This is a genomic window from Prochlorococcus marinus XMU1412, from assembly GCF_017696315.1.
GTDB lineage: Bacteria > Cyanobacteriota > Cyanobacteriia > PCC-6307 > Cyanobiaceae > Prochlorococcus_A > Prochlorococcus_A marinus_AF.
Genome location: NZ_JAAORJ010000002.1, coordinates 522061 through 537168 on the forward strand (window position 1 = coordinate 522061; position 15108 = coordinate 537168).

A 15108-nucleotide genomic window follows, 5' to 3' on the forward strand; every position below is an offset into this window, starting at 1 on the left:
TTTTTTTATTTTACAGATAGGCTATTAAATAAATAGGACTTTTTTATAAATGGTTGCTATTAATCCAAAGAAAAATTTACATTTTGGTGAAAACCCTCCTGAAATCAACTTAAACAGTAATTTAAAAAGATGGTTTTCCAGGAATATTGGATTATGGAAATCTAATAGAACGTATTTTCTCGATGAAGCACAAAAAACTTATAATTTAAGTATGAATATAAATATTCAAGCTCTCGAAAGTAAGTCCGAATGGGAGTCGCATTATAAATTCACTTGGTATCCAGAAAAAAAATATAATTTCTTTGACGAAAATCCCCAGTATAAAGAACGAGGAGAAATGCATGCATTTTTAAAAGGCCATCAACTTAAGAGGGAAAATTTTTATTTAAGTAATGATGAAGGTATTTCAAATATTAAACAAGTCGACGAACACGAAATGATTTTTGAATCTTCTTACAAAGATTGGCATATTCTTGAACATACAAGACTTGTAGATTCTGATAATTATAGATTTAGGGTTATATATTCATGGAATAAAGATATGCTTAAAATAGTAGAGAATCATCACGAAATTAAAATTATTAAATAAATTCTTTGGGCAGGTTTAGTTTAAAAAATAAAAAATGTTATCTTTGATAATATGAATTAAAAATAAATCAAATATGAGTTTAAAAATATCTAAAATTTTTGCAATTCCTCTAATTTTTTCATCTTTTTTATTTGATACAAATAATGAATTTAATAAAGTAAATGCAAATGTTAAAAATTTGCCTGCCAATAAGGAAGATTTAGATTTATATCATGGGATGGGTGTTTCATTTCTATGTAATGCGACAAGAAAAGGATTTGATCTAGATTTCCCAAAAACATTAAACGTTGCCTCAGCAACGTTCGCATCAGTAGTATCACAAAAACATGGAGGGAAAATAATAGAAAAAAAGAAACAGCAAACAGTTGATATGAAACAATTGCAATTTATTGCATCTCTGCAATTAGTTGAATCAGCTCTTCAAGTTTGTCCAGATAATGTCCCTGAAAAGATCGAAAAACAATTTAAGATTGAAACTGAGAGACTCAAGAAATTACAAGGTTTGTAAAAAATAATTTTTTTATCTAAACATAGAGCTAACAGAACTTTCTTCGTGGATTCTCCAAATAGCTTCTCCAAGCATATTTGCGACGGAAAGGACTTTTAACTGTGGAAAATTATCTTTATGTATAACTGGTATGCTGTTAGTCACAATAACTTGTTCGAAAAGATTCTTAGAACTTAATCTTTCATAAGAAGGAGGAGAAAATACAGCATGTGAGGCACATGCAAATATTCTATTAGCTCCTTCTTTTTTTAGTAAATTTGCTCCAGAACAAATCGTACCTCCCGTGTCTATCATGTCGTCTATAAGAATGGCCGTTTTACCTTTGACTTCACCGATAACGGTTAGACTTTCAGCGATATTATGCGCAGCTCTCCTTTTATCAATGATAGCCAACGGCGCATCATTCATTAATTTCGCGAACGCTCTTGCTCTTGCTACCCCGCCTACATCAGGAGAGACTACAACTATTTCTTCTAAATCTAAAGATTCTAGATAATCAATTAATACAGGTGAACCGTAAATATGATCGCATGGTATATCGAAGTAGCCTTGTATTTGAGCCGAGTGTAAGTCCATCGCTAAAACTCTATCAACTCCTGATTTCTCTAGTAAATTGGCAGTTAATTTTGCAGTTATAGACTCTCTTCCTGAGGTTTTCCTGTCTGCCCTTGCATATCCAAAATAGGGAATTACAGCCGTTATTTGTCTTGCAGATGCTCTTTTACAAGCGTCAACCATGATCATGAGCTCCATTAAACTATCGTTTACAGGAGCGCATGTAGGTTGTACAAGGAATACATCACAACCTCTAATAGATTGCTGAATCTGAACATAAAGTTCTCCATCTGCAAATCTTTTAGATATTAAAGGTACATTTTCAATCCCTAAGTATGATGCAATTTCTTCAGCTAACTTTGGGTTTGTTGTCCCACTTACTAACCTTAATCTACTATTAGTTAGATTAAAGTTCGATTCTTTACTCTGCATTGCCGTGATAAAACTTGTCACGAAATTTGCACCATAAAACTATATTATCATCGTAGTCGTTTATGTGAATTTAGCAAAAGATAATGACTAGATATTTTCAAAAGACACCTCAATTAAGCAAAAATTTGTTGAATAAAAATTAATATTTATATTTATCCAGGCGTAAAAATCAGCAATGATATTTGTCAATTAAAAAAAATTTGTATAAGGTTGAATTTAGAGAAATAAAAACACGTTAAGTTTAAAGAATCAAAATATATTGAAAACATGCCTATAGAGTCAATTATTGCAAGAAAATCATTAGGCGTACTTATGCATCCAACATGTATTCCGGGAGGAAGAGTATGTGGAACTTTTGGGAGAGGAGCTAAAGAGTGGATAAGAAAACTTCATAAGCATGGAATTGAATACTGGCAATTTTTACCTCTTACACCTACTGACTCTACAGGTTCACCATATAGTTCCCCATCTAGTTTTGCACTAAACCCATGGTTTTTGGATATGGATGATTTAATCGAAAAAGGTTTTATCTACATCTCAGATAAAGAAAATCTAGGTCCAACAAATCAGAATAAAGATCATTTTGATTTTGATATTGCAGATGACCTAACAAAAAAATTAGGTCACCTCCTTTTGCAAGGTTGGAGTTCACAATCTGAAGAAAGAAAAATTAATTTTAACAAATGGGTCAGTAGGCATTCTTGGGTTGAAGATTATGCAACATTTGTTGTTATCAGAGAGGAATTTAATATGTTGCCTTGGTGGGAATGGCCTCAAGAATTTAAAATAAAAAATAATAAGTTCTTAAAATCGTGGATTAAGAAAAAAAGTGAAGAGATACTTATTAAAAAATTAATACAGTGGCATCTTCATGAGCAATGGAGTGTCATTAAAAACTTTGCAAAATCAAGAAATATTAAGCTGATAGGAGATTTGCCTTTTTATGTCTCTAGAGACAGCGCCGACGTATGGAGTAATAAATCATTATTTTCAATTTTTAAAAATGGAGATTTAATCTTTCAAAGTGGGGTTCCACCTGATTATTTTTCATCAACAGGACAATTATGGGGTACCCCAACTTACTTTTGGTCAAAGCATAAAAGGACTAATTTCAATTGGTGGAGAAAAAGATTTCAAAGACAATTTGAACTTGTGGACATATTAAGATTTGATCATTTCAGGGGTTTAGCAGGTTACTGGAGAGTTAATGGCAATTCTAAAACGGCAATTATTGGAAAATGGATAAATTCTCCAGGTAAAACACTATTAAATAAAGTAAAAAAGGATCTAGGGGGTAACTATCTACCTATTATTGCGGAGGATCTGGGAGTAATTACTCCAGATGTAGAGAAATTAAGGAAAAACTTTGAACTACCTGGCATGAAAATATTACAATTTGCTTTTGATGGCAATGAAGATAATCCTTATTTACCAAAGAATATTGAAGGAGAAAATTGGGTTGTTTATACAGGTACTCACGACAACTCTACTTCTGTTTCATGGTGGAATAATTTAGATTATGAATCCCAAAAAAGAATAAAAGATGAATATAAATTTTCAGAAAATCCTTCTTGGGATTTAATAGAAATTGGCATGGGGACAAATGCTAATCTTTTTATCGCTCCATTACAAGATCTCTTATCTCTAGACGATTCAAGTAGATTAAACAAACCTGGGACCACAAAAAATAACTGGAAATGGAAGTTAAATTGTCCTTTAGAAGAAATAGAAAATAATATAAAAATGTTTAGTGAGATAGGAAATAATTTTGGGAGAACTCTAATATAGATATTTTTAAAAATTATTTATCAATAATTTGATTTTCAATATTTTGAATCTCGATAACATTTACATTTAAAATAAAGTATCTCTTTAATATAAAAATAGTTAAAACTAATATAAAAAAATACAAAAGACTTCCTTGCCATGTATTGACAAGATCAAATTTCCTAAACATAAAATCCTTTCCCTTTTTCTTTAAAATTTTTCTTTCTTTAACTGCTAAATTTATTAACGTATTTTTTTTTAAAACTAAGCATTCCTCTAATTTAATTAATATAGATCTTATAAAAGGATACTCTGGCCTAGTACTTTTATTATTATTTTCAATAGAGTTTATTATTCGTTCAGGGATTTTTGAAATGTATGACAATTCTTTAATTGTAAGGTTTTGTTGAATTCTTGCGTCTTTTACTAACTTTGCAATTTCTAAAAATTGGTCAGCCATTCTAGGACTAAATTCTTTATTTTTTTCAGATTTTTTATTAAATAAAAAGAGATTTTTCAAAATTTTCATTTAATCTTCCAAAGCTAAATAATCCTTTTAATTCTCATTTTTAAAATATTACATCTAATTCTAATAGAATTAAATTCATAGGTAAGTTAATTAACTATAAATATAAAAACTAAACTGTTGAAATAATATTTTGTACTGCACTTTTTGCAATATTCAGAGGGCTAAAAGTATCTCTAATTAAAGCTAAGAGTTTTTTTGCATTAGTAAATTCTAATTTTTCATCTTTTATAAGACTTAAAAGAAGATTCTTCCTAACTTCGGATCCTTTTTTACTGACAAATAATTTCAATCCAGCGTTCGCAACTGGTATGAGATCTGAATTAATATTCTCTGAATCTCTAAATAAAATGTTTAATAAACTTTCAACTTTTTCTACTTGGATTTGACCTTTTTTATCAAAAACGACTTCTAAAAGTATGTCTAAAATCTCTTCAGAATTATCAGTAAGTAGTTTTTTAGCAATATATGGATAAGCTATTTTTAAAATTTTAAATTCAGGATCTAACCTTAGTGCTAACCCTTCTTGACTAACAACGGCTCTTATTATTAAGGCAAACCTACTAGGAACTCTGAAAGGATAGGAATACATTAGTTTTGAAAATTTGTCAGTTACATTTTTAAGATTAAAATTACCAACCTCAGCGCCAAAAGATCCTCCAAGAACTTCTTTTAATGGTTCAACAAGTTTTTGAAGATCTTGTTCTTTGGTTAAAAAACCTAATTTCTGGAAATCTTCTGCGAGAAGGTAATATTCATCGTTTATTATGTGAACAATTGCCTTAATAAGAGTAAGTCTATCTGAATTTGTAATAGTATCCATCATTCCGAAATCAACATAAGCTAAATTCCCACAATCTGCATTTCCTCCTTTAAGAGCAAACATATTTCCTGGATGTGGGTCTGCATGAAAGTATCCAAATTCAAATAATTGCTGCAGACCACTGATGACACATGTTTTTATAAACGAAGAAGGTATTAAGTTATTTTCCTCTAGTAAAGCTCGATCTCTTAACTTAACTCCATCAATCCAAGAAGTTGTGATTACCCTTTTGGATGAAAACTGTTTTTCTAATTTAGGAATAAAAATATTTGGGTTTTCTTTAAATAAATTTGCAAACCTCAAAGCATTTTCGGCTTCTTTTTGATAGTCAATTTCATCAAAAAGTGCCCTACCGAATTCATCTATTATTTCTCCAATTCCGACACCTATATTTAATGGTAAGAGTGGAGATAAAAAAGTTCCCAAAAACCTTAAGATTACAACATCCCTTCTTATGAGAAAGTATAAATTTGGCCGTTGTACTTTCACAGCTAGATAAGAATTATTTATTTTTGCTTTATAAACTTGACCTAAGCTTGCTGAAGCAATAGGACTATCTGGAAACTCTTCAAATAATTCATTAGCAGGGGAATCAAGTTCCTCTTCAATGATTTTTAGAGCAATTTTGTGATCAAATGCTGGGAGATTATCTTGTAATTTTGTAAGTTCTGTAAGCCAATCTTGTCTAACAAGATCTGGTCTAGTTGAGAGTGCTTGGCCTAATTTGATAAAACAAGGTCCTAAATCCGTTATTACATCAAAAAGATATTTCGAAAGATTTTTTTGTACATTTTTATTTTTACTGTTACCTTGAAAAAGTATTCTTAAAAAAAGAAAAATAAAAGTTAAAAGGATATATAAAACTCTTGGGATAAAAATCCATGGTCTCAAAATCAACCAAAATAAGTCATCTTTTGCTGAATATTTCGAATAAGATCTTTTCATTAAAGTTAAAAAATATCAAAAAAGATTACCATGTAGTCCATTCTATATATGTCAATAATACTTTATGAGCATTTCATCTTTTCTAACTAAAAAGTTTTTAAAGTCTTTATTCTTTCCCGCTCATAACAGAGGGGCAGCTTTACCAAAGAAATTAGTGAAGTTATTAAAATATCCACCTGGGTATTGGGACTTGCCCGAACTGCCAGAAATAGGCTCCCCACTATCCCAAAGCGGATTAATTGCTAAATCTCAAAGAGAATTCTCCGACAAATTTGGGGCTAAAGGATGTTTTTTTGGAGTTAATGGAGCTTCCGGATTAATACAATCCGCAGTAATTGCATTGGCAAAACCAGGCGAAAATATCCTGATGCCTAGAAATGTTCATATAAGTGTTATAAAAATCTGTGCGATGCAGAATATAAATCCAATATTTTTTGACCTAGAATTTTCACCCGTAACGGGGCATTACAAACCAATTACAAAAATTTGGTTGGAAAATATATTTAAAAAATTAAATTTAGATGAGAATAAAATTGCAGGGGTTATTCTCGTAAATCCCTCTTATCATGGATATGCCGGAGATTTAGAGTCTTTAATAGATTGTTGTCATCAAAAAAATTTACCTGTTTTAGTTGATGAAGCCCATGGTTCATATTTCCTTTTTTGTGAAAACCTTAATTTACCAAAACCGGCCTTATCATCAAACGCTGATTTAGTCGTAAATTCATTGCATAAGTCGCTCAATGGATTAACTCAAACGGCAGTACTTTGGTACAAAGGGAATCTAATAAATGAAAGTAATTTAATCAAAAGTATTAATTTGCTCCAAACTACCAGTCCAAGTTCCTTATTACTTTCTTCTTGTGAAGAGTCTATAAGGGACTGGCTTAACAAAAAAAGTTTATCAAAATATCAAAAAAGAATTTTAGAGGCAAAAAGTATTTATAAAAAATTAATTCAAAAAAATATTCCTCTCATAGAAACTCAAGACCCCTTAAAAATTGTAGTAAATACCTCTAAGGCTGGGATTGATGGTTTTACTGCTGATAACTTTTTTTATAGAAATGGCCTTATTGCCGAATTGCCAGAAATGATGACTCTCACTTTTTGCTTAGGATTTGGAAATCAAAAAGATTTTCTTAATTTATTTGAAAAGTTATGGAAAAAATTACTATTGAATTCCAAAAAATCAAAAAATTTAGAAGTTCTCAAATCGCCCTTTAAATTAGTTCAAGCTCCCGAAATTGAAATAGGGATTGCTTGGAGAAGTAAGGCTCGGAGTATTTCTTTCTCACAATCATTAAATAAAATATCTGGAGATATTATTTGCCCTTATCCTCCTGGGATACCTTTACTAATTCCTGGCGAAAAAATTGATAAAGATAGGTTTAATTGGATAAATAATCAAAGTCTATGCAACAAAGATCTGGTAAATTTTAATATAAGAGTCTTAGAAACATAGCAATTTCATATGAGATTAAGAAGCGGATTACTTATAGGAATTTTTGGTTTAATTGTTGTTTTGTTGGGCGGATGGTTTTTTACATTGGCAACTGCTTTGCTTACATATCTTGCATTATTAGAATTTTTTAGAATGGCAGAATTTAAAGGAATTAGACCAGCTACAAAAACCACATTATTTTCATCCTTTATTATTATAGTTTCTACTTATCTTGAGACTATTGGATTGCTTGAAGGAGAAATTTCAAATTCAATTTTGCCGATCTGTTCAGTTGGGATATGCACTTGGCTACTTTTGCAACCAAAACCTGGGACAATTTCAGATATTGCAGCCTCTATTTTTGGATTATTCTACTTAGGTTTTTTACCTAGTTATTGGATTAAGCTAAGGGGATTAGATTCAGTGATAATAAGTTCAAATCAGGGTTTTATGTCGTTTGAGAACTTATCAAATACTGCAGGCCTTCATTTAACTTTAACTTCTTGTTTTTTAATTGTTGCTAGTGATATTGGCTCTTATTTCATTGGGAAGTCATTTGGCAAAACATCTCTATCTCCAATATCTCCTAGCAAAACTATAGAAGGTTTAATTGGAGGAATATCCTGTTCAACTTTACTAGCAATATTTTTCGCATTTTTAATGAATTGGGAAAATCCATTATTTGTTGGAATAATATATGGAATTTCAGTTTCTCTCATGGCATTAGTTGGAGATTTAATCGAATCTATGATGAAGAGAGATGCAAAAATAAAAGATTCCGGAACTTTTTTACCGGGACATGGAGGAATTCTTGACCGAATTGACAGTTACATCTTTACTCCATCAGTTTTGTATTATATTTTTATAATTCTCAAGTATCTAAATTAATTAAAAATCTTTTATTCCAAAAAATAATCTTGGATAATTTTACTAGATAATGATGGTAGATCTATATGAGGAAGATGACCACAATTTTGCAACCCTACAAAATTTAATTTTTCAATACTTCTTATATTTTTAATCTCTTTTTTTCCAAGAATTCGATCATTTTCTCCACACAATGTTTTAATTGGGATATTTGGGATATATTTTTGAGTCCCTGCGAACCCACCACTTTTTGCAAATGATGCAAGTGAATTCCTCCATCCTTTACAACCTAGATGAATTGAAGCAATTTGCTCTTCCATCTTACCAACACATTCATCTGGATAAGCAAATGCTTGCCTACAAAGAGTTTTTCTGACCTGAGGCAATCCAAGAAATGAGGCGCCAATTTGGTTAAGAGGGAAAGGGATACTCTTAGGTTCTCCAAACAATCCGGCGGGAGACAAAAGGATGATTTTATCAATAGAATCAGGAATTTCAAAAGCAAGTTTTAAAGCAGTTGAGCCTCCCATGGAGGCTCCAATAATTTTTAGATTCTTTGCTATGTTTAATGTCTTAAGGAGATCAATTAAATGTAAAATTATTTTCGAGGAATTGTATTCATTTGTTGCGCACCTGGGACTAAAACCAAAACCCAGAAGATCAGGAACGATAACTTGAAAATTTCTTTTTAGTGATTTATATATTCTCCTGAATTCTAAAAAACTACTATCAAAACCATGTAGAAGAAGTATAGGTTGACCTTTACCTCCCATAACTACTGGGAATTTTAAAGAATTCCACTTTTGGTTAAGTTTTATCCACTTAACATCATTTGCCAAATAAAGACCTAAAGGGTCTAATAGTGACAATCTGGCACTCTCAAAAAATTCTGCATTTAAGTCACTTAATTGTTCAAAATTGTTTTTAGTCAAAAAAATTTTATATTTTTATTTTTTGTTGTTCAAAATTTGAAATGACCTCTATTATGTCCCGTTTATTAATTTCAAAAGGCAAAAAGTGAATCTCAGATTTATCTCGACAAGTGAAATCAGCAATTTTATCTAAATTATTATTTTCAAAAACATTTATTCCAAGTTGTCCTATTGTAGTTGGCAAATTCAATTCTTTCATGAGTACCAATAATTGTTTAATTGATTGATCAGCTAATTTATTATTGTTTTTCATTTCTTCTAATCTTAATTGCAATAATAATCCAACCCCAACAATTTCACCATGTAAGAATTTATTAGGAGTGATTATCTGAGTAATTGCATTATGAATAGCATGTGCTGCTGCAGTCCTACACTTTTCTCCACCAATACCGCCAACTAATCCTGCCGTAAGTCCACAGGCTTCTACAGTATTTTGCCAAGAAGGATAATTTTCAAATTGATCCTTAAACGCTTTTTCTCCATCTATTAATAATTGATCTCTTAAAACTCTTGATATCTGAATTGCTTGTTGAACAAGACCGTCATCTATCGTTGCACTTGTTATTGAGGATTCGTACCATTTTGCCAAGGCATCTGCAATGCCACTTGCAAGTGTTCTTGATGGAGCTGTTTTAATAAATTTATGATCATAAACTAGTATTTTCGGACAAGATCTTAATGCGACATCCTTTATGAATTGACCATCCTTTGTATATATATTTGATAATGCTGTCCAACCTGCACATGTAGAGGCGCTAAGGGGGACTGTAATACATGGGATATTAAGAGACTCGGCTATATATTTTCCAGAATCTAGAACTTTGCCACCCCCAGCTGCGATAACAGAATCATTATTATTATTTGAAATGATATTCTTAACTCTTGTAATATCTTCGTAACAACAATCAAATTGTAAATTAGCGTAATTAACATTAAGTTTTTGATTTTTTAAATCTTTAAAAATATTATTTCTCAAATTATTAGTCTGAATGCCTCTACCTAGAATTAATGGACTTTTAGTTAATTCGGCAATATGAGGTAAAGATTCTTCCCAAGCATAATTTCCCCTATATATAGTTTCTGGAGAGATTGACTGCATATATTTACTTTGAATGATTAGAAATTAGCACCTGCTAGCTCTTGAGAAGATTCTTCAGAAGAAATATTTATAGTAACTTTTTTATTATTATCTATATCAACTAATGCATTATCTCCATCTTTTATTCTCCCTGAAAGAACTTCTTCAGCCAAACTATCTTCGAGTAAACGCATAACTGCTCTTCTCAAAGGTCTTGCTCCATATGAAGGATTATAACCTTCTTCAACAAGCCTTTCTTTGAAAGCATCGGTAACATTTAACTTAATGCCCTTATCTTGTAATCGGACAAAAACTTCTTGCAACATTATTTCAGCAATTTCTTTAACTTCATTTTTAGTTAGTTGTCTAAATACAATAATTTCATCAAGCCTATTTAAAAATTCAGGCCTAAAGTATTGCTTAAGTTCTTCATTAACTAGTGACTTAATTCTATTATATTGGCTATCTTCAACTGAATCACCTGAGAATTCAAATCCTAGTCCACCACCTCCTTTCTCGATTACTTTTGAACCGATATTAGAAGTCATTATTAACAATGTATTTTTAAAATCTACAGTTCTACCTTTGGAGTCAGTTAATCTTCCGTCTTCAAGTAGTTGCAATAATAAGTTAAAAACATCTGGATGCGCCTTTTCAACTTCATCAAATAAAACGACGGTATAAGGACGTCTTCTAACCGCTTCAGTAAGCTGACCTCCTTCATTAAAACCAACATAACCAGGAGGGGAGCCTATAAGTTTACTAACTGTATGCCTTTCCATAAATTCTGACATATCTAATCTGATCATTGCTTCTTCACTACCGAAGAAATATGAAGCTAATGATTTAGTCAATTCAGTTTTACCAACACCAGTAGGACCAGAGAAGATAAAACTTGCGATGGGTCTATTAGGATTTTTCAGTCCAACTCTTGCTCTTCTTATGGCTCTTGAGACAGCCTTTACAGCTTCATCTTGTCCAATTAGCCTTTGGTGAAGTGTTTCCTCCATATTAAGAAGCTTGACTGATTCAGTTTCTGTTAGTTTTTGAACAGGAACACCAGTCCATGAAGCTACAATATGTGCTACATCCTCTTCACTAACAAGGGGACTTTGTAAAAGTTTTGAATCACTTTTTAAAGAATTATCAGCATCAGATTGCTCTCCAACTGTAGTTTCTTTTTTATTGTCCAATACCTCTTTAATTTTTGCAGACAATTCAATCTCCTTTTCACGTAATTGGCCAGCTTGATCGAAATTTTGATCTCTTACAGATTCTTCCTTCTGTTTTTGAACTTGTCTTAATTCTCTATCAATTTGTTTTGCTTCAGGGGGAAGTTTAGAGTTTATTAAACGTACTCTACTTCCAGCCTCGTCGATGAGGTCAATAGCCTTATCAGGTAAAAATCTGTCAGATATATAACGATCTCCTAAATGAGCGGCAGCCTCTAGAGCATCATCAGTAATTTTTAGACGATGATGTTGTTCGTAACGCTCTCTAAGACCTCTTAAAATTTCGATTGTATCTTCTATAGATGGCTCCCCTACCATTACAGGCTGGAATCTTCTTTCTAGAGCAGCATCTCTTTCAATATGTTTTCTATATTCATCAAGAGTTGTTGCTCCAATACATTGAAGTTCCCCTCTAGCTAATGCTGGCTTGAGTATATTTGCTGCATCTATAGCTCCTTCAGCAGCTCCAGCACCAATTAAAGTATGCACTTCATCTATGACAAGAATGACATTACCTGCTGATTTAATTTCTTCCATTATTTTTTTTAACCTTTCTTCAAATTCACCTCTATATTTTGTTCCTGCCACCAAAAGACCTATATCAAGAGTCAAAACTCTTTTATCTTCAAGTATGTCTGGAATATCCCCAGTTTGTATTCTTTGAGCTAAACCTTCTGCGATAGCTGTTTTACCTACACCTGGCTCTCCAATAAGTACAGGATTATTTTTTGTCCTTCTGCCAAGTATTTGAACTACACGATCTATTTCTGAATGGCGTCCAACGACTGGATCTAATTTTGATTCACTTGCTAATTTTGTTAAATTTGTTCCGAATTCATCAAGAGTAGCAGTTTTTAAGTTGCCCTTATTTGTACTGGTCCCTGTGCCAACTTCCGCTGTTTCACCTAGCATTCTTATAACTTGAGTTCTAACTTTTGTAAGGTCAATATTAAGGTTTTCAAGAACTCTTGCAGCCACACCTTCACCTTCTCTTATTAAACCTAACAATAGATGTTCTGTCCCAATGTAATTATGGCCAAGTTGACGAGCCTCTTCTAAAGATAGTTCTAAAACTCTTTTAGCCCTAGGAGTAAAAGGTATTTCTACAGCTACAAACCCTGAACCTCTACCTATTATCTTTTCCACCTCTATCCTTGAATCTTTTAAATTAACTCCAAGTGATTTGAGCACTTTTGCTGCAACCCCAGTCCCTTCTCCAATTAACCCCAAAAGAATTTGTTCAGTTCCAACAAAATTATGACCAAGTCTTCTAGCTTCCTCTTGAGCAAGCATAATGACTTTTATAGCCTTTTCTGTAAATCTTTCAAACATTAGAAGATTAAATTCCTACTAATAACCTACCAGTAATATGTCAATTTTGTGTTCAGAATGAGCTTTTGTGAATACCCAAAAGTATAATTTATTAATTTAAATTGAACATTTTTAGTGATATAGCAAGAAATTATAGTAATTTCAAGGATTCTGGTTATCCGAACAATTAAATTTTACATTATTTTGTTGTTAATTTTTTTTCTTTTAAAAGAGCATGTGAACCATCTTTATAATAATTTTTTCTTATTCCTACAGTAGAAAAATCAAAGCGACTATAAAATCTTTCAGCATTAACATTGACCTGAGAAACCTCCAATAGAATTTTTTTTAAATTTAATTTTTCACATTTTTTTATTAAATAGCTCATAAGGTATGATCCAAAACCCTTTTTCCTAAATCTCTTATTAACAACAAAATAATTTATTTGAGCTTCATCAAGAACAACCTGAAAAACACATATTCCAATGACTAAATTTACAATTAATAACCCAAAGATTTTTGTACCTTCTTTTTTGAATTCGTTAGCCCATTGTTTCTTGCTCCATAGGGAAATTGTATTTGAATCTAATTCATAACATAAATCAATATCTTTCTTATTTATTTGTTTGATAGATATCATTTTATTATGTATGTATATTTAAAAAGTTCAAATCTAGAGTCATTATAAAATATGACAGTTTTGGCAAAACTTTATTTAAAGTTCTCCTATGGAAGAAAAACAATCTTTTTTAAAACAGAAAATTGACTTGGAAAGTCCTAATAAAAATATCGTACCTATTACTACATCCATTGGAGGAGATGGAAAATTGTCAATTGGTGGATGTTCTATTGAAGAGTTAGTTAAAAAATATGATTCTCCTCTTTATATATTGGATGAAATCACTTTAAGAAAGTCTTGTAGAGCCTATAAAAAAGCATTAGAAAAATATTACCCAGGGGAATCTCTCCCTATATATGCTTCCAAGGCAAATAGCTCTATATTCATGAGTAATCTTGTTTCCTCAGAAGGTTTAGGACTTGATGCAGTCTCAGAAGGAGAATTATTAACTGCTCTAAAGGGTGGTGTACCAAACGAAAAAATTGTTTTTCATGGGAATAATAAATCTGACAAAGAAATTGATTTCGCAATAAGAAATAACATCAAAATAATCGTAGATAATGATTATGACTTAAGAAGACTAGAGGAGATATCAAATTCATTAAATCATGACTTAGAAATAATGATTCGCTTCACTCCCGGAATCGAATGCCATACACATGAATACATTAGAACAGGTTCATTTGATAGCAAATTTGGTTTTGGAATCGAATATTTGAATAATTTATTTGCGAGCATAAGCGAAACTAAACACCTAAAATTAAAAGGAATACATGCTCATATTGGTTCCCAGATCTTTGAACTAGACCCTCATAAGGATCTAGGTGAAATAATGGTAAAAGTTATTTTAGACGCTAAAAATTTTGGCCATAATATTAAAGAACTTAATGTTGGTGGAGGTTTAGGCATTAAATATACAAAAGATGATGATCCGCCTTCTATCGATGAATGGGTAAGAACAATTTCCAACTCAGTTGTTAATGCTTGTAAAAAACACAATTTAGATCTGCCAAAATTGATGTGCGAGCCTGGAAGATCTATCGTATCAACAGCAGGCATAACAATTTACAAAATTGGAGCTTTTAAAGAAATTCCAGGAATCAGAACTTATTTGTCTGTTGATGGCGGGATGAGTGATAATCCAAGGCCAATAACATATCAATCAAATTATTCTGCATGTTTGGTAAAAAACCCCTTTAATTTTAATTCAAAAAATAAATATACAATTGCTGGCAAACACTGCGAATCAGGAGATGTATTGTTTAAGGAGATAGAACTAGCAAATTGTGAAACAGGAGATCTAATATGTGTTTTTGGTACTGGTGCTTACAATAATTCAATGAGTTCTAACTACAACAGAATACCGAGACCCGCAGCACTTTTAGTTTGTAATGGAGAAGCAGAAATTATTCAAAAAAGAGAAAGTCCATTTGATCTTTTGAAATATGATGTTTTGCCTGATCGCTTTATTAAATAAAATCAG

Annotated in this window: 13 protein-coding genes; 6 read left to right on the top strand and 7 right to left on the bottom strand. The window is 31.5% G+C overall.

The window, feature by feature from the left end:
* Positions 1-49 precede the first annotated feature (49 nt).
* Together HA152_RS05865 and HA152_RS05870 are read left to right on the top strand one after the other, a co-directional pair.
* The gene (locus tag HA152_RS05865) at positions 50-589 is read left to right on the top strand and encodes a hypothetical protein (protein WP_209134526.1); all 540 of its coding nucleotides are present in this window, start codon (positions 50-52) and stop codon (positions 587-589) included.
* A gap of 73 nt (positions 590-662) precedes the next feature.
* Positions 663-1097, top strand: coding sequence for a Villin headpiece domain-containing protein (locus HA152_RS05870; RefSeq protein ID WP_209134528.1), 435 nt, complete (start codon positions 663-665; stop codon positions 1095-1097).
* 12 nt (positions 1098-1109) lie between these two features.
* On the opposite strand, the gene HA152_RS05875 is transcribed toward HA152_RS05870, so the two are convergent.
* Positions 1110-2105 (bottom strand): ribose-phosphate pyrophosphokinase, encoded by a 996-nt coding sequence (locus HA152_RS05875; protein WP_209134530.1) that lies wholly within the window; start codon positions 2103-2105, stop codon positions 1110-1112.
* 246 nt (positions 2106-2351) lie between these two features.
* Here HA152_RS05875 and malQ point away from each other — a divergent pair, with 246 nt between their 5' ends.
* Positions 2352-3872 carry a 4-alpha-glucanotransferase gene (gene malQ / locus HA152_RS05880; RefSeq protein ID WP_209134532.1) on the top strand — a complete coding sequence of 507 codons (1521 nt, stop codon included), beginning with the start codon at positions 2352-2354 and terminating at the stop codon, positions 3870-3872.
* 13 nt (positions 3873-3885) lie between these two features.
* On the opposite strand, the gene HA152_RS05885 is transcribed toward malQ, so the two are convergent.
* The gene (locus HA152_RS05885) at positions 3886-4380 is read right to left on the bottom strand and encodes a helix-turn-helix domain-containing protein (protein ID WP_209134534.1); all 495 of its coding nucleotides are present in this window, start codon (positions 4378-4380) and stop codon (positions 3886-3888) included.
* Positions 4381-4489: 109 nt separating this feature from the next.
* A complete protein-coding gene (locus HA152_RS05890; protein ID WP_209134536.1) occupies positions 4490-6145 on the bottom strand; it encodes an ABC1 kinase family protein in 1656 nt (551 codons plus the stop codon).
* Between the two features lie 64 nt (positions 6146-6209).
* On the opposite strand from HA152_RS05890, the gene HA152_RS05895 reads away from it, so the two are divergent.
* The gene (locus HA152_RS05895) at positions 6210-7607 is read left to right on the top strand and encodes an aminotransferase class I/II-fold pyridoxal phosphate-dependent enzyme (RefSeq protein ID WP_209134538.1); all 1398 of its coding nucleotides are present in this window, start codon (positions 6210-6212) and stop codon (positions 7605-7607) included.
* A 9-nt stretch (positions 7608-7616) separates the two neighbouring features.
* Positions 7617-8474 carry a phosphatidate cytidylyltransferase gene (locus tag HA152_RS05900; protein ID WP_209134540.1) on the top strand — a complete coding sequence of 286 codons (858 nt, stop codon included), beginning with the start codon at positions 7617-7619 and terminating at the stop codon, positions 8472-8474.
* A gap of 11 nt (positions 8475-8485) precedes the next feature.
* On the opposite strand, the gene HA152_RS05905 is transcribed toward HA152_RS05900, so the two are convergent.
* The 4 genes from HA152_RS05905 to rimI form a co-directional block, all read right to left on the bottom strand.
* Positions 8486-9385 (bottom strand): alpha/beta fold hydrolase, encoded by a 900-nt coding sequence (locus HA152_RS05905; RefSeq protein WP_209134542.1) that lies wholly within the window; start codon positions 9383-9385, stop codon positions 8486-8488.
* A gap of 7 nt (positions 9386-9392) precedes the next feature.
* Complete coding sequence (locus HA152_RS05910) at positions 9393-10484, bottom strand: iron-containing alcohol dehydrogenase (RefSeq protein WP_209134544.1); 1092 nt, start codon at positions 10482-10484, stop codon at positions 9393-9395.
* Positions 10485-10501: 17 nt separating this feature from the next.
* Complete coding sequence (locus HA152_RS05915; RefSeq protein WP_209134546.1) at positions 10502-13027, bottom strand: ATP-dependent Clp protease ATP-binding subunit; 2526 nt, start codon at positions 13025-13027, stop codon at positions 10502-10504.
* Positions 13028-13205: 178 nt separating this feature from the next.
* Positions 13206-13646: a ribosomal protein S18-alanine N-acetyltransferase gene (rimI, locus tag HA152_RS05920; protein WP_209134548.1), complete on the bottom strand. Its 441-nt coding sequence runs from the start codon at positions 13644-13646 to the stop codon at positions 13206-13208.
* Positions 13647-13734: 88 nt separating this feature from the next.
* On the opposite strand from rimI, the gene lysA reads away from it, so the two are divergent.
* On the top strand, positions 13735-15102 hold the full coding sequence (gene lysA, locus HA152_RS05925; protein WP_209134550.1) for a diaminopimelate decarboxylase: 1368 nt from the start codon (positions 13735-13737) through the stop codon (positions 15100-15102).
* The last annotated feature ends 6 nt before the right edge of the window (positions 15103-15108 follow it).